The organism is Janibacter limosus (genome assembly GCF_004295485.1).
Taxonomy (GTDB): domain Bacteria; phylum Actinomycetota; class Actinomycetes; order Actinomycetales; family Dermatophilaceae; genus Janibacter; species Janibacter limosus_A.
The window spans coordinates 2,532,860-2,548,612 of record NZ_CP036164.1 but is presented as its reverse complement, the minus strand read 5'-3'; the positions used below and the strand labels follow the sequence as shown (position 1 = coordinate 2,548,612).

Below are 15,753 nucleotides of genomic sequence, written 5' to 3'. Positions count from 1 at the left end.
GACAACAGAACTTATCGAGTCATCCTCGAGAACGAGAGAAGGAAGCACATCGTGCTGGACGTCAACTTCTTCGACGAGTTGCGCATCGGCCTGGCCTCCGCGGAAGACATCCGCAACTGGAGCCACGGCGAGGTCAAAAAGCCTGAAACCATCAACTACCGCACCCTGAAGCCCGAGAAGGAGGGCCTCTTCTGCGAGCGGATCTTCGGCCCCACCCGGGACTGGGAGTGCTCCTGCGGCAAGTACAAGCGGGTCCGCTTCAAGGGCATCATCTGCGAGCGCTGCGGCGTCGAGGTCACCCGCGCCGGCGTTCGCCGTGAGCGCATGGGTCACATCGAGCTCGCTGCGCCCGTCACCCACATCTGGTACTTCAAGGGCGTCCCGTCGCGCCTTGGCTACCTGCTCGACCTGGCGCCGAAGGACCTCGAGAAGGTCATCTACTTCGCCGCCTACATGATCACCAGCGTCGACGTGGACCAGCGCCACACCGACCTGCCCTCCCTCGAGGCGCAGATCGACGCGGAGAAGAAGGAGCTCGAGAACCGCCGCGACGCGGACGTCGAGACCCGCGCGCAGAAGCTCGAGAAGGACATCGCCGAGCTCGAGGCCGAGGGCGCCAAGTCCGACGCCAAGCGCAAGGTGCGTGACTCCGCCGAGCGCGAGATGAACCAGATCCGCAAGCGTGCCGACCTTCAGGTCGAGCGTCTCGCGCAGGTCTGGGACCGCTTCAAGAACCTCAAGGTCCAGGACCTCGAGGGCGACGAGGTCCTCTACCGCGAGATGCGTGACCGCTTCGGTCTGTACTTCGAGGGCGGCATGGGTGCCGCGGCGATCCAGAAGCGTCTGGAGACCTTCGACCTCCAGGCCGAGTCCGAGAAGCTGCGCGAGATCATCGCGACCGGCAAGGGGCAGAAGAAGACCCGCGCGCTCAAGCGCCTCAAGGTCGTCACCGCCTTCCTCACCACGGACAACAAGCCCGCGGGCATGGTCCTGGACGCCGTCCCGGTCATCCCGCCGGACCTGCGCCCGATGGTCCAGCTGGACGGTGGCCGCTTCGCGACCTCCGACCTCAACGACCTGTACCGCCGTGTCATCAACCGCAACAACCGTCTCAAGCGACTGCTTGACCTCGGCGCGCCCGAGATCATCGTCAACAACGAGAAGCGGATGCTGCAGGAGGCCGTCGACAACCTCTTCGACAACGGTCGTCGCGGTCGTGCGGTCACCGGACCGGGCAACCGTCCGCTGAAGTCGCTCTCCGACATGCTCAAGGGCAAGCAGGGGCGCTTCCGCCAGAACCTCCTCGGCAAGCGCGTCGACTACTCGGGCCGTTCGGTCATCGTCGTCGGCCCGCAGCTGAAGCTGCACCAGTGCGGTCTGCCCAAGGCCATGGCGCTCGAGCTCTTCAAGCCCTTCGTCATGAAGCGGCTCGTCGACCTCGACCACGCCCAGAACATCAAGTCGGCCAAGCGCATGGTCGAGCGTCACCGGTCCGTGGTGTGGGACGTCCTCGAAGAGGTCATCACCGAGCACCCGGTCCTGCTCAACCGCGCGCCCACGCTGCACCGTCTGGGCATCCAGGCCTTCGAGCCGCAGCTCATCGAGGGCAAGGCCATCCAGATCCACCCGCTCGTCTGCACCGCCTTCAACGCGGACTTCGACGGTGACCAGATGGCCGTGCACCTCCCGCTCAGCGCGGAGGCCCAGGCCGAGGCCCGGATCCTGATGCTCTCGAGCAACAACATCCTCAAGCCGGCTGACGGTCGCCCCGTCACGATGCCGACCCAGGACATGATCATCGGTCTCTTCCACCTCACCTCCGAGGTGCCGCTGGAGACCGAGCGTCCCCGCTCCTTCTCGTCGACGTCCGAGGCCCGCATGGCCTTCGACGCCGGTGAGATCAAGATCGGCACGCCGATCCGGGTCCGCCTCGAGGACATCGTCCCCCCGGCCGGCCAGCTGCCCGAGGGTGCCGAGCCCGACGAGCAGGGCCTGATCAAGCAGTGGACGGCCGAGACGACCCTGGGTCGTGCGGTGTTCAACGGCACGCTGCCGGAGGACTACCCCTTCGTCAACGAGCCGGTCGACCGCAAGCGTCTGTCGACGATCGTCAACGACCTCGCCGAGCGCTACACCAAGGTGCAGGTCGCAGCCTCCCTGGACGCCCTCAAGGAGGCCGGTTTCCACTGGGCCTCCCGCTCGGGCACCACGGTCGCGCTGTCCGACGTCGTGACCCCGCCGCGCAAGCCGGAGATCCTCGCGGTCTACGAGGAGAAGGCGACCAAGGTCCAGAAGCAGTACGAGCGCGGTCTGATCACCGACGACGAGCGTCGTCAGGAGCAGATCGAGATCTGGACCCAGGCGACCAACGAGGTCTCCACCGAGATGCAGGAGAACTTCCCGAAGGACAACCCGATCTATCGGATGGTCAGCTCGGGTGCTCGTGGTAACTGGTTCCAGCTGCGCCAGATCGCCGGTATGCGTGGCCTCATGGCCAACCCGAAGGGCGAGATCATCCCTCGCCCGATCCGCACGAACTTCCGTGAGGGTCTGTCCGTCGTCGAGTTCTTCATCTCGACGCACGGTGCTCGCAAGGGTCTGGCCGACACCGCCCTTCGTACCGCCGACTCCGGCTACCTGACGCGTCGTCTCGTCGACGTCTCCCAGGACGTCATCGTCCGCGAGGACGACTGCGGGACCGAGCGTGGTCTGACCATGCCGATCGCGCAGCACGACGAGCTGACCGGCACCCGTCGTATCCACGACGAGGTCGAGTTCACCGTCTACGGCCGGTGCGTCGCCGCTGCGGTCGAGCACGAGGGTGCAGTCCTGGCCGAGGCCGGGTCCGACCTCGGTGACGTCGTCATCGACCGGCTCTACCAGGCCGGCGTCGACGAGGTGAAGATCCGCTCGGTGCTCACCTGCGAGTCCAAGGTCGGCACCTGCGCCAAGTGCTACGGGCGCAGCCTGGCCACCGGTCAGCTCGTCGACATCGGCGAGGCCGTCGGCATCGTCGCGGCCCAGTCGATCGGTGAGCCCGGTACCCAGCTGACGATGCGTACCTTCCACACCGGTGGTGTGGCCGGTGACGACATCACGCAGGGTCTGCCGCGTGTCGTCGAGCTCTTCGAGGCGCGTACCCCCAAGGGTGTCGCCCCGATCGCCGAGGCCGACGGCCGCGTCACGATCGAGGAGACCGACAAGGGTCGTCGTCTGCTGCTCGTCGCCGACCGCGACGGCGAGGAGCACGCCTACCCCGTGAGCAAGCGTTCGCGCCTGCTCATCGAGGACGGCGAGCGCGTCACCGTCGGCACCCAGCTGACCCAGGGCGCCATCGACCCCAAGCAGGTCCTGCGCATCCTCGGCCCGCGTCACGCCCAGAAGCACCTCGTCGACGAGGTGCAGAAGGTCTACCGCCAGCAGGGTGTGTCGATCCACGACAAGCACATCGAGATCATCGTGCGGCAGATGCTGCGCCGGATCACGATCCTCGAGGCCGGCGACACCGGTCTGCTGCCGGGCATGCTCGCCGAGCGCGCCCGCTTCGAGATCGAGAACCGTCGCGTCGTGTCCGAGGGCGGTCGCCCGGCCTCGGGTCGCCCGGAGCTCATGGGGATCACCAAGGCCTCGCTGGCCACGGACTCCTGGCTCTCCGCCGCCTCCTTCCAGGAGACGACCCGCGTCCTCACCGAGGCCGCGATGGAGGGTCGCTCGGACCCGCTGCTGGGTCTGAAGGAGAACGTCATCCTCGGCAAGCTGATCCCCGCCGGTACGGGCCTGCCCCGCTACCGCAACGTGGACGTCGAGCCCACCGAGGAGGCCAAGGCCGCGATGTACTCGCTGCCCAACTACGACGAGTACGCGTACCCGGTCTTCGGTCCGGGGTCCGGCGAGGCGATCCGTCTCGACGACCTCGACCTGGACGTCTGAGCCGACTCGCTCGAGGGGGTGTCACCGCGATCGCGGTGGCACCCCCTTCGTCATGCTCCGACATCGCCGGGTGGTGCCAACGTGACGGATGTGGTCAATTTGGTGGCCGCACGCCGAAGATCGCCGGAAAATCAAGGGAAACACGCCGAGGTTCAAGTCGACGATGGCCCCGTGTTCGTGGTTGATTGGCCTTGTTCGACCTACGAACTTCACAGATGGAGATCCCACATGAACAAGTCTGAGCTCGCCAGCGCCGTCGCCGAGAAGGCCGGTGTGTCCGCTTCCGCGGCGTCCGAGGTCATCACTGCCCTCCAGGCGGTCCTGTCCGACAACGTTGCCAAGGGCGAGAAGGTCACCGTCCCCGGTTTCTTCAGCCTCGAGCGCGTCGAGCGTGCCGAGCGCAAGGGCCGCAACCCGCAGACCGGCGCCGAGATGACCATCCCCGGTGGCTACGCCGCCAAGCTGTCCGCCGGCAGCGCCCTCAAGGCCGCGGCCAAGGGCTGATCGTCAGCACCAGCACGAAGGGGGTCGGTCGCCGCGATGGCGACCGACCCCCTTCGTCATGCACGCACGAGCGCAACCATGGGAGAGGATGTGCCCATGACCGGGGACCAACGTGACCAGCCGATGTCGGTGCGCGCCACCGCGGCGCGCTGGACGCTGGGCGCGGTCCTGGCCGTCGGGGCGCTGGTGCTGCTGCTGAAGCCCGGTGGTGTGTCCAAGCTGCTGGCGCTGGTCCTCGCGGCCGCCGCGGTGACCACCTTCGCGCGGCGCTCCCGCAGCGACGCCACCATCGTGACCGTCGTCCTGCTCGTGGTGGCCGCGGTCTACCTCGGGGCCTTCCTGAGTGGCAACAGCCACTGGATCACGGACCGGTACTGATGCGCGACGACCTGATCATCCGCCGGGAGAGCCCGCGCGACGCGCGCGCGACCCAGGAGCTGCACGACGCCGCCTTCGGCATTCCACAGGGGCGAAGGGAGTCCGTCGAGCGCGAGTTGATCCGCGGCCTGCGCTCCGACGGCTCGGTCATCGACGAGCTGACCTTCGTCGCCGAGCTCGACGGTGAGATCGTCGGCCACGTGGTCTGCAGCCGCGCGAGCCTCGACGGTGCACCGTCGGTGGGGCTCGGCCCGATCTCGGTCCGACCCGATCACCAGCAGCAGGGCATCGGTGCCGCCTTGGTCATGTCCGTCGTCGCCAGCGCCGAGCAGGCCGCCGAGCCCGTCGTCGTGCTCCTCGGCGACCCGGAGTACTACGGGTTCTTCGGCTTCGTCCCGGCGTCCCGGCTGGGCATCGGCTCCCCGGGGGACTGGGAGGACCGCTACTTCCAGGCGCTGACCCTGCGCGCCTGGCGACCCGAGATGGCCGGCGACTTCAGGTACGCGCAGGCCTTCGACCGCATCGTCTGACGACCGATCGCGCCACCGGGCCGGAGGGGCCCGGGGATACCGATTTGTGACGCTGCGGGGCGCGCCGGTATCGTTGGTCAGCGTGCGTGGCATGGCTGTGCCGTGACGCGCGTCGAGGAGGGTCGCAGATGACCGTTCTCGCACCTCTCGCCGGGCGCCTTGGCGCGATCCAGTTGATCGCGCAGGGGAGTGCAGGGGGGAGCACCACCAGCGACACGCCCGAGTGCGGGGGTCGCAGGTGGCATCCAAGGAGTACCGGTCGGGTCCGCCCGTCCGGTGCAGACAACATCAACGACGTACGGAGACACAGGTTGCCTACCATCAACCAGCTGGTGCGCAAGGGCCGGCAGGACAAGCCGTCCAAGGCCGCCACGCCTGCCCTCAAGGGCTCGCCGCAGCGCCGTGGAGTGTGCACGCGTGTGTACACCACCACCCCCAAGAAGCCGAACTCCGCCCTTCGTAAGGTCGCCCGCGTGCGCCTGACGAGCGGCATCGAGGTCACCGCCTACATCCCGGGCGTCGGTCACAACCTGCAGGAGCACTCCATCGTGCTCGTGCGCGGTGGCCGAGTGAAGGACCTCCCCGGTGTCCGTTACAAGATCGTCCGCGGGTCCCTCGACACCCAGGGTGTCAAGGGTCGTCAGCAGGCCCGCAGCCGTTACGGCGCCAAGAAGGAGAAGAAGTAATGCCTCGCAAGGGTCCCGCCCCGAAGCGGCCGCTCGTCATCGACCCGGTCTACCAGTCCCCGCTGGTGACCCAGCTGGTCAACAAGATCCTCCTCGATGGCAAGAAGTCCATCGCCGAGGCCATCGTCTACGACGCCCTCGAGGGTGTCCGTGAGAAGACCGGCACCGACCCCGTCCAGACGCTCAAGCGCGCCCTGGACAACGTCCGCCCGTCCCTGGAGGTCAAGTCCCGCCGTGTCGGTGGCGCGACCTACCAGGTGCCGATCGAGGTCAAGCCGGGCCGCGCCACGACCCTGTCGCTGCGCTGGCTCGTCGGGTACTCGCGTCAGCGTCGTGAGAAGACGATGACCGAGCGCCTCATGAACGAGATCCTCGACGCGAGCAACGGCCTCGGTGCCGCGGTCAAGCGTCGCGAGGACACGCACAAGATGGCCGAGTCCAACAAGGCCTTCGCGCACTACCGCTGGTGACAGCAGGTCGGGGCCGCCATCCGCGGTGGCCCCGACCCCACCGCCCTCCCGGGCAGACACGACCGCAACGAGCGAGATGAGATAACGAGTGGCACAGGACGTCCTGACGGACCTGACCAAGGTCCGCAACATCGGCATCATGGCGCACATCGACGCCGGCAAGACGACGACGACTGAGCGCATCCTTTTCTACACCGGCGTCAACCACAAGCTGGGCGAGACGCACGACGGTGCCTCCACCACGGACTGGATGGAGCAGGAGAAGGAGCGCGGCATCACGATCACGTCCGCCGCGGTCACCTCCTTCTGGGATGACACCCAGATCAACATCATCGACACCCCGGGTCACGTCGACTTCACGGTCGAGGTCGAGCGCTCCCTGCGCGTCCTCGACGGTGCCGTCGCCGTCTTCGACGGCAAGGAGGGCGTCGAGCCCCAGTCGGAGACGGTCTGGCGTCAGGCGGACAAGTACGACGTCCCCCGCATCGCCTTCGTCAACAAGATGGACAAGCTGGGCGCCGACTTCTACTTCACCATCGACACGATCAAGGACCGCCTCGGTGCGGAGCCCCTGGTCATGCAGCTGCCGATCGGTGCCGAGAACGACTTCATCGGGGTCGTCGACCTCATCCAGATGAAGGCGCTCGTGTGGCCCGGCGACGCCAAGGGTGACGTCACCCTGGGTGCGTCCTACGAGGTTCGTGAGATCCCCGAGGACCTGCAGGACAAGGCCGTCGAGTACCGCAACGCCATCATCGAGCGCGTCGCCGAGTCCGATGACGAGCTCATGGAGAAGTACCTCGGTGGCGAGGAGCTGACCAACGACGAGCTGAAGGCGGGCATCCGCAAGCTCACGGTCAACTCGGAGCTGTACCCGATCTTCTGTGGTTCCGCCTTCAAGAACCGTGGCGTCCAGCCCGTGCTCGACGCGGTGCGCGACTACCTGCCCAGCCCCCTCGACGTCCCCGCCATGGAGGGCCACGCCCCCGGCAACGAGGACGAGGTCGTGCTGCGCAAGCCGAGCACCGAGGAGCCCTTCTCGGCCCTCGCGTTCAAGATCGCGTCGCACCCCTTCTTCGGGACGCTGACCTTCATCCGCGTCTACTCGGGTCGTCTCGACCCGGGCACCCAGGTCATGAACTCGACCAAGGGCAAGAAGGAGCGCATCGGCAAGCTCTTCCAGATGCACGCCAACAAGGAGAACCCCGTCGGTGAGGCCATGGCTGGTCACATCTACGCGGTGATCGGTCTCAAGGAGACCACCACGGGTGACACCCTGTGTGACGTCAACAACCAGGTCATCCTCGAGTCGATGTCCTTCCCCGCCCCGGTCATCCAGGTCGCCATCGAGCCCAAGACCAAGGGCGACCAGGAAAAGCTGGGTGGCGCCATCCAGCGTCTCGTCGCCGAGGACCCGACCTTCCAGGTCTCCCTCGACGAGGAGACCGGACAGACGATCATCGCCGGCATGGGCGAGCTCCACCTGGACGTCTTCGTCGACCGGATGAAGCGCGAGTTCAAGGTCGAGGCCAACATCGGCAAGCCGCAGGTGGCCTACCGCGAGACGATCCGCAAGGCCGTCGTCAAGCTGGACTACACGCACAAGAAGCAGACCGGTGGTTCGGGTCAGTTCGCCAAGGTGCAGCTCACCTTCGAGCCCCTGGAGACGACCGAGGACAACGAGGGCGAGCTCTACGAGTTCAAGAACGCCGTCACCGGTGGTCGCATCCCGCGTGAGTACATCCCCAGCGTCGACGCGGGCATCCAGGACGCGATGCAGTACGGCGTCCTGGCCGGTTACCCCGTCGTCGGTGTCAAGGCGACGCTGCTCGATGGCGCGTACCACGACGTCGACTCCTCGGAGATGGCGTTCAAGATCGCCGGTTCGATGGCCTTCAAGGAGGCCGCCCGCAAGGCCGACCCGGTGCTCATGGAGCCGATGATGAAGGTCGAGGTGCGTACCCCCGAGGACTACATGGGCGACGTCATCGGCGACATCAACTCGCGCCGTGGCCAGATCCAGTCCATGGAGGACGTGAGTGGAGCCAAGGTCGTCACCGGCCTCGTCCCGCTGTCCGAGATGTTCGGCTACGTCGGCGACCTGCGGTCGAAGACCCAGGGCCGCGCCAACTACTCCATGGAGTTCGACTCCTATGCAGAGGTCCCCAAGGCTGTCGCCGAGGAGATCATCAAGAAGATCCGGGGCGAGTGACCGGTAGCATTACCGTCGGTCCCGACACGGAACATCCCAACTACCCCAAAATCGACGCCACCCTGCCGGGATAAGGCGTAACCGAGAAGACGTCCTGAGGAGGACACAACAGTGGCGAAGGCAAAGTTCGAGCGGAGCAAGCCGCACGTCAACATCGGCACCATTGGTCACATCGACCATGGCAAGACGACGCTGACTGCCGCGATCTCCCGCGTGCTGCACGACAAGCTCCCTGACCTCAACGAGGCCTCGGCGTTCGACACGATCGACAAGGCTCCTGAAGAGAAGCAGCGTGGGATCACGATCTCGATCTCCCACATCGAGTACCAGACGGAGTCGCGTCACTACGCGCACGTCGACTGCCCCGGTCACGCTGACTACGTGAAGAACATGATCACCGGTGCGGCTCAGATGGATGGCGCGATCCTCGTGGTCGCCGCCACCGACGGCCCCATGCCGCAGACCAAGGAGCACGTGCTCCTGGCCCGCCAGGTCGGCGTTCCCTTCATCGTCGTTGCCCTCAACAAGGCCGACATGGTGGACGACGAGGAGATCATGGAGCTCGTCGAGATGGAGGTCCGCGAGCTGCTGTCCTCCTACGAGTTCCCGGGCGACGACGTCCCGGTCGTCAAGGTCTCGGCGCTCAAGGCGCTCGAGGGTGACGCCAAGTGGGGCGAGTCGATCATGGAGCTCATGGACGCCGTGGACTCCTACATCCCGGAGCCCGAGCGCGACCTGGACAAGCCCTTCATGATGCCGGTCGAGGACGTCTTCACGATCACCGGTCGTGGCACCGTCGTCACCGGTCGTATCGAGCGCGGCATCCTCAACGTCAACGAGGACGTCGAGATCGTCGGCATCCACGAGGGCCCCGCGGCCAAGACCACGGTCACGGGCATCGAGATGTTCCGCAAGCTGCTCGACGAGGGTCGCGCCGGTGAGAACGTCGGTCTGCTCCTTCGTGGCACCAAGCGCGAGGACGTCGAGCGCGGGCAGGTCATCTGCAAGCCGGGCTCGATCACCCCGCACACCGAGTTCGAGGCGCAGGTCTACATCCTGTCGAAGGAGGAGGGTGGCCGTCACACGCCGTTCTACGACTCCTACCGTCCGCAGTTCTACTTCCGGACCACGGACGTCACCGGCGTCGTCACGCTGCCCGAGGGCACCGAGATGGTCATGCCCGGCGACAACACCGACATGAAGGTCGAGCTCATCCAGCCGATCGCCATGGAAGAGGGCCTGAAGTTCAACATCCGCGAGGGTGGCCGCACCGTCGGCGCCGGTCGCGTCACCAAGATCCTCAAGTGATCCTGGGCTGACCTCGGTCAGCGACCACGAAGGGCCCGTCTCCCCGTCAGGGGAGGCGGGCCCTTCGTCGTGCCGATACCCGCACCCCGCACCCGCTCCCGCACCCGCTCCCGTACCCCCGCTCCCTGAGGAGCTTGCGCAGCAAGCGTCTCGAAGGGAAAGCGTCTCGAAGCCCTCAGGGCCGCCCGGCGTCGATCCACACCTGCTGCTCGAGCGCCCAACCGTCGGCGACCAGGGCGCGGCGCAGAGCAGCCCGGTTGTTGGTCAGGACCCCCGCGGCCCGGTAGCGCGCTCGTCCCCGCTCGAGGTGGCTGCGGATGGTCTCGGTGCGAAGGGAGAGCACCTGCCCCAGGTGCGCGGGGGTGTGGCCGCGGGCGGTGACGTAGAGGGCGAGCACCTGCAGCTCTCGGTCGGTGAGGTGGGCGAGCGGTGGGTCGGCGGGGTCGATGCGCGTGTCAGGTGGCGGGCTGCCGAGCGCGATCTGGCGGATGGCTTCGGCGGTGGCGGCGAGCCCGGCCGTCGGCTCGATCCAGGCCACGGCCCCCTCGGCGCCCGAGCGGCGGGCGGCTGGCAGATCGCGGCCGGGCCCGAGGACGACGGTCTGCGAGCCCAGGCGGGTGAGGGCGCGCACCTTGAGGGGGAGTGGTACGTGGTCGTCGAGCAGGGCGTCCAGCACGACGACCTCACCAGCGAAGTCCCACTCCCGCTGGAAGTCCGACCACGAGTGGACGCTCGTCGTGACGTGGACGGCCTGGGGGCCGGCGCTCAGCGCGTGGCGCAGTGCCGTGGACACCACCGGGGAGGTGTGCACGAGGTCCAGACGCGGGAGGGTGGTCATCGGGCACGATGCTCCCATGCCCCCACCGCCCGCCGTCGCCGTGTGGTCACGGTGGCGCCTGCACGCCGATGCGGTGGCCGTGGTGCTGACGGAGCACGGCATCTCGTCCGAGGTCGTCGACGACCCGGTGGCGACAGCGGGCCTGCTCGTCGCTGAGCTGGTGGCGGTTGGCGACCTCCACGTGCTCGAGGCGAGGCGAAGGGGGGACCGGCCCACCGTGGTCTGGGGCGGCACCCTGCCCGTGCCCCGCGTGGCAGCGCTGAGGGACGCCGGAGCCTCTGCCTATGTCAGCGGACTCCACGCCCCACGAGAGCTGGTGGCCGTGGTCCGCCAGGTGGATGGCGGTCAGCGGGTCGCGTGGCCGGGGGCTGCGGTGCCGGTGGAGGTCCTGACCGGCCGGGAGCGGGATGTGGCTCAGGCGTATCTGGTGCAGTGGGCCGATCGGACCCGAGCCGAGGTGGCGACGCGGCTCGGGATGAGCGAGCGGACGCTCAAGGTGCACATCGCCAACATCCGGGCGAAGGCCGGCCATCGTGGGACGGCGACGCGTGACGGACTCCTGCGGACGCTCACCGTGCGCGGCTGGATCGGCTGATGGTCATCAGCGTCTAGTCCTTTTGCAGGCATCTGGCCGAATTCCGTTCAGGAAACTCTAAGGTCGCTCGTGGCGGGGTCGACAGGGAACCTGCCGCCGGGGAGGACCCGCCCATCGCGTCGCCGCGACAGAGCTCGGCGCACCGTCTGCAGCGCCTGTCCGCAGAAAGAATCGCCTCGTGTCGAAGGACATCACCACCTCGGGCCCGTCCCGCCGCTCCATCGCGAAGGGCGCCGCCTGGGCCGTCCCCGCGATCTCCGTCGCCGCCGCCGCCCCTTCGCTCGCCGCCTCCGACCTCCCGGTCTGCGCGGCCGGCACTGCTCTCGACATCACGGTTGAGAGTTGCGACATCGTGGGCCTGCTGCAGCCGACGACCTACTTCCGAGTCACGAACCCGGCCGATTCCGGTTGCACCCTGCCGATGGGTGTGCCTTTGACGCTCGCCACTTCGGGGGTTGCGGGCATCGACGTTGCTGGACTCACACTCATCAACGCCGACGTGCTGTTCACGTCGACCGGTGCCGCTACGACGCAGAAGGCGCTTGCGCCCGGTGAGTACGTTGATGTTCGAGTCATCACGGCGGGCATCAACGTGAGCTTGCTTGGTCGGTGGACTCTTTCTACACCGGGTTCGGCGCCGGCATCCTTTACGCAGACGGCGAACGTCAGCCTCAGCGGCGAGGCTATCGCGAGCATCTGCGCCACCCTCTGAGCCACGTTCCACCCGCCCGCCCGCCCGCCATTCGCCCACGGATGGCGGGCGTTGGCGTCTTTGGATCCGCTGTCAGAGGGCCAACGGCTGGGTCTGCCTCACACCTCCGAGATCGTCACCCGCGCCAGCCGCCACCCGGCCAGAGCCGCACCAGCCACGAGCACGACCACCGCAGCAACCACCGCGAACCACGCCGCAGGATGCGCCTCCAGCCCCATCGCCGCGTGCGTGACGCTTCCGCCGTACGCCCGGGCTGACAGGTACTGCGCCGGCCGCAGGACCGTGGTGAGCAGCGCCTCCCAGACGAGCCAGTAGAGCAGGCAGCCGGTGACGCTCCGCTTGACCATGATCGCGAGCAGGGTGAAGGCCCCGGTGTACGCCACCGCAGAGGTCGTCCCGCCGAGCAGGGCGCTCCACCACAGCCCGCCGTCGGTGCCCACCATGAGCAGCGCGGCCAGCGCCATGGGGACCACGGCGAAGACGAGCGAGCTGCCGAGGATGACGAGCATCTTGCTGGCGACGATGACCCAGCGGGGGAGCGGCTTGCTGAGCAGGTAGATGATCGAGCCGTCGTCGATCTCCGAGGTGATGAGTGTCGTCGTCCCGATGAGGGTCACGACCGGGACGACGATGCCGATGCCGAAGGTACGCACCAGGTCGAGCGGCGCGCCGGCCGGGTCGAGCGCCCCCGTGGGAGCGAGCCGGATGGCCACGGCGAGCCCGACGAGGGCCAGCGCCATGGCGGCGAGCACGAGGACCCGCGCGCGTCCGAGGAGGGAGCGCACGGCCAGCCGGATGATCGCGGGGCTCATCGGCTCACCAGGTAGCCGAAGATGCTCTCGAGCGACTCGTCCGTCGGTGTCAGCTCCAGGATGCGGATGTCGTGCTCCCGGGCCACCCGGGGCACGATGCGCGCGAAGCCGCCGAAGTCGTCGGCCTCGAGCTCGAGGTGGCGGTCACCGTGCAGCCGCACCCCTCGCACGCTGGCGCCGGCCATGAGCGCGGCCGCCAGGCGGCGGTTGTCGCTGCTGCGGATGCGGTACTGGTTGGGCCGGTCGGTCATCAGCCGCCGGATGGCGGTGCGGTCACCGGAGGCCGCGTGCCGTCCCGAGACGATCACCTCGATCTGCCCGGCCAAGGACTCCACCTCCTCGAGGATGTGCGAGCTGAAGACGATGGTGCGCCCCTGCGTTGCGTAGTCCGCGAGCAGCGTGGCCATGGCGTGCCGCTGGATCGGGTCCATGCCGTTGAAGGGCTCGTCGAGCAGCAGGACCTGGGGGTCGTGCACCAGGGCCGACGCCATCTTGACCCGCTGGCGCATCCCCTTGCTGAAGGTCGAGATCTTGCGGTCGGCGGCCCCGACGAGGTCAACGAGTTGCAGGGCGTGGTCGGTCGCCGCTCCGGCCGAGGGGATCTTGTGCAGGTCGGCGTTGAGCCGCACCAGCTGCCGCGCGGTGAGGAAGTCGTAGACCGACTCCTGCACGGGGACCAGACCGATCTGGCGGTAGACCGACGTGTCCTGACGAAGGGGGTGCCCGTCCAGTGTCGCGGTGCCCGCCGATGGCGACAGCAGGCCCGCCATGATCGACAGGACCGTCGACTTGCCGGCGCCGTTGGGCCCGAGCAGCCCGGTGATGCCCTGCCCCACCTCCATCGTCACGTCGTTGACCGCGACGACATTGCCGTACCAGCGCGACACGGAGTCCAGGCGCAGCGTGCTCACAGCGACGCCACCGATCGGATCCGGGCGACGAGCGCGAGGACCGGCAGGAGGACCCAGGCCACGCAGACGGCCACGGCGAACCCGATGAGCCAGCCGTGGGGCTGGGGGATCGTCGGGTTGACCGGAGGGTCACCGAAGATCCCCGACACGAGCAGGGCGACGGCGGTGAAGGGGTGGGCCGACGCGATGAGCTGGCCGACGCCGTCGTTGTCGAGCTGGGTCGTGATGGCCAGGGCCATGGTGATCATCGCGGAGGGCACCATGAGCACGACGATGATCGCCGCGAGGGCCAGACCCGACTTGGTCGCGAGGGTGGAGACGAGCCCGGCCAGCGCGGCGAGCACCAGCGAGAGCACGGCGACGCCCACGACGGCAGCCCCGAAGCGCTGCGCGTGCAGCCCGCTCTCATGGCCTGTCGAGAGGGCGCAGGCGAACCAGACGAGCATCGGCCCGACGATGACGACGAAGATCGCCGTGGTCAGGGCCGCCAGACGGGTGAGGACGAAGCGAGTGCGCGAGACCGGCCGGGCGAAGTACAGGACGATCGTGCGGTACCGCAGGTCCCGGGCGAAGAGCACCGGGGCCTGGGTCGCCACGAAGATCGTGATGAGCAGCTGGGTCCAGTACGGGTACGCGAAGTAGGTGGACGGCGCCCCCATCTCGGCCTCGGGGGGAGCCTGGCCAGCCTGGATGCTGATGGCGCCCAGCACCACGGCCGGCACGGCCATCAGCAGGATCACCAGCCACGGCATGATCTTGGCCTTGCCCGAGCGCCCGATCCCGAAGGCCTGGGCCACGGAGTTGCGGTAGAGCTCGAGCGTGATGGCGCCGTCGCCGAGCCGGCGGCCGTCGAAGCCCCGGTAGCCCAGGTCGTGGATGACGCCACGCGGTGGGGTGCTCATCAGGGGTGGCCTCCTGCATGCGTCTCGAGGGCGGGGGACGAAGGGGGAGGAAGGAAGACCTCGTCGAGGGTGTGCCGCCGCTCCTGCAGGCGGACGAGCCCCAGATCGAGGTCGACCGCGGCGTCGCGGATCGCGTCCAGGACCTCGGGCCGGTCCACCCGGACCTCGACGTCGCCGCCGACCGGCCAGGCGCCGATGCCCCGGTCGAGGAGCGCCTGCCCGAGGAGGCGGTCGCTGCCCTCGGGCCCGAGCACCTCGACGAGGACGGTGCCGGTGGTCTGGGTGAGGTCCGAGGTGGACGAGGCGCGCAGCAGTCGTCCGCTGTCCAGCACGACGATCCGGTCCGCGGTCCGCTCGAGCTCGCCCAGCAGGTGGCTGGTCACGACGACGGAGATCCCGAAGTCCGTGTGCACGCGGGCGATCAGGTCGAGCATGTCGTCCCTGGCACGTGGGTCCAGCCCGCTGGTCGGCTCGTCGAGGAAGACCAGCGCCGGGTCGTGCACGAGGGCCTGGGCGAGCTTGGCCCGCTGCTTCATGCCCGTCGAGTACCCACCCATGGCCCGGTGGCGCTCCTCGTCGAGGCCGACGTGGCGCAGCACGTCCGATGCGCGCTCCCGGCTGGCCTGCCGCGGGAGGCCGGACATGGTGGCCATGTGCAGGACGAAGTCGGCAGCCGTGACGTCGGCTGGCAGGCAGTCGTGCTCGGGCATGTAGCCGACGAGGGCCCGGATGTCCCTGGCCGACGACCGAGGATCCATCCCGAGTACCCGCACCGAGCCCGACGTCGCCGGGAGCAGCCCGAGCAGGATCTTGATGAGCGTGGACTTCCCGGCACCGTTGACACCCACCACGCCGGTGATCCCCGGACTGATCTCGAGGGAGAGCTCGTCGAGCGCCGTCACGCCGGCGTACTGCTTGGTCAGGCCCTGGGTGGCGACCACCTGCTGATCCGCAGCCACATCCAT

15 protein-coding genes are annotated in these 15,753 nt (G+C 68.1%); 10 read left to right on the top strand and 5 right to left on the bottom strand.

The window, feature by feature from the left end; all coding sequences use genetic code 11:
* The first annotated feature begins 51 nt into the window (after positions 1 to 51).
* The 8 genes from EXU32_RS12160 (at position 52) to tuf (ending at position 10,018) form a co-directional block, all read left to right on the top strand.
* Positions 52 to 3,930 (top strand): DNA-directed RNA polymerase subunit beta', encoded by a 3,879-nt coding sequence (locus tag EXU32_RS12160; RefSeq protein WP_130630142.1) that lies wholly within the window; start codon positions 52 to 54, stop codon positions 3,928 to 3,930.
* Positions 3,931 to 4,158: 228 nt separating this feature from the next.
* Entirely contained in the window at positions 4,159 to 4,434 is a 276-nt protein-coding gene (locus EXU32_RS12155) for an HU family DNA-binding protein (RefSeq protein WP_130630141.1), read from the top strand.
* A 96-nt stretch (positions 4,435 to 4,530) separates the two neighbouring features.
* Positions 4,531 to 4,812 (top strand): hypothetical protein, encoded by a 282-nt coding sequence (locus EXU32_RS12150; RefSeq protein ID WP_130630140.1) that lies wholly within the window; start codon positions 4,531 to 4,533, stop codon positions 4,810 to 4,812.
* Positions 4,812 to 5,342: a GNAT family N-acetyltransferase gene (locus EXU32_RS12145; protein ID WP_130630139.1), complete on the top strand. Its 531-nt coding sequence runs from the start codon at positions 4,812 to 4,814 to the stop codon at positions 5,340 to 5,342. Before EXU32_RS12150 ends, EXU32_RS12145 begins: the two co-directional genes overlap by 1 nt.
* 311 nt (positions 5,343 to 5,653) lie before the next feature.
* Positions 5,654 to 6,028 carry a 30S ribosomal protein S12 gene (gene rpsL / locus EXU32_RS12140; protein WP_007930014.1) on the top strand — a complete coding sequence of 125 codons (375 nt, stop codon included), beginning with the start codon at positions 5,654 to 5,656 and terminating at the stop codon, positions 6,026 to 6,028.
* Positions 6,028 to 6,498: a 30S ribosomal protein S7 gene (gene rpsG / locus EXU32_RS12135; protein ID WP_055996635.1), complete on the top strand. Its 471-nt coding sequence runs from the start codon at positions 6,028 to 6,030 to the stop codon at positions 6,496 to 6,498. The genes rpsL and rpsG overlap by 1 nt, the downstream gene beginning before the upstream one ends.
* An 88-nt stretch (positions 6,499 to 6,586) precedes the next feature.
* Positions 6,587 to 8,710, top strand: coding sequence for an elongation factor G (fusA, locus tag EXU32_RS12130; RefSeq protein WP_130630138.1), 2,124 nt, complete (start codon positions 6,587 to 6,589; stop codon positions 8,708 to 8,710).
* A 111-nt stretch (positions 8,711 to 8,821) separates the two neighbouring features.
* Positions 8,822 to 10,018 carry an elongation factor Tu gene (gene tuf, locus EXU32_RS12125; protein ID WP_130630137.1) on the top strand — a complete coding sequence of 399 codons (1,197 nt, stop codon included), beginning with the start codon at positions 8,822 to 8,824 and terminating at the stop codon, positions 10,016 to 10,018.
* A 175-nt stretch (positions 10,019 to 10,193) separates the two neighbouring features.
* Here tuf and EXU32_RS17200 read toward each other — a convergent pair whose 3' ends face one another.
* Entirely contained in the window at positions 10,194 to 10,856 is a 663-nt protein-coding gene (locus EXU32_RS17200) for a helix-turn-helix transcriptional regulator (RefSeq protein ID WP_165399663.1), read from the bottom strand.
* 16 nt (positions 10,857 to 10,872) lie between these two features.
* Here EXU32_RS17200 and EXU32_RS17195 point away from each other — a divergent pair, with 16 nt between their 5' ends.
* Complete coding sequence (locus EXU32_RS17195) at positions 10,873 to 11,451, top strand: helix-turn-helix transcriptional regulator (RefSeq protein ID WP_165399662.1); 579 nt, start codon at positions 10,873 to 10,875, stop codon at positions 11,449 to 11,451.
* A 178-nt stretch (positions 11,452 to 11,629) separates the two neighbouring features.
* Positions 11,630 to 12,163 (top strand): hypothetical protein, encoded by a 534-nt coding sequence (locus EXU32_RS12110; RefSeq protein WP_130630134.1) that lies wholly within the window; start codon positions 11,630 to 11,632, stop codon positions 12,161 to 12,163.
* A gap of 98 nt (positions 12,164 to 12,261) precedes the next feature.
* On the opposite strand, the gene EXU32_RS12105 is transcribed toward EXU32_RS12110, so the two are convergent.
* The 4 genes from EXU32_RS12105 to EXU32_RS12090 are packed head-to-tail and all read right to left on the bottom strand — an operon-like array spanning position 12,262 to position 15,753.
* Positions 12,262 to 12,975: an ABC transporter permease gene (locus EXU32_RS12105; RefSeq protein WP_130630133.1), complete on the bottom strand. Its 714-nt coding sequence runs from the start codon at positions 12,973 to 12,975 to the stop codon at positions 12,262 to 12,264.
* Positions 12,972 to 13,886, bottom strand: a complete 915-nt coding sequence (locus EXU32_RS12100) for an ABC transporter ATP-binding protein (protein ID WP_130630132.1) — start codon at positions 13,884 to 13,886, stop codon at positions 12,972 to 12,974. Before EXU32_RS12100 ends, EXU32_RS12105 begins: the two co-directional genes overlap by 4 nt.
* Complete coding sequence (locus EXU32_RS12095) at positions 13,883 to 14,788, bottom strand: ABC transporter permease (protein ID WP_130630131.1); 906 nt, start codon at positions 14,786 to 14,788, stop codon at positions 13,883 to 13,885. Before EXU32_RS12095 ends, EXU32_RS12100 begins: the two co-directional genes overlap by 4 nt.
* Entirely contained in the window at positions 14,788 to 15,753 is a 966-nt protein-coding gene (locus tag EXU32_RS12090; protein ID WP_130630130.1) for an ABC transporter ATP-binding protein, read from the bottom strand. Before EXU32_RS12090 ends, EXU32_RS12095 begins: the two co-directional genes overlap by 1 nt.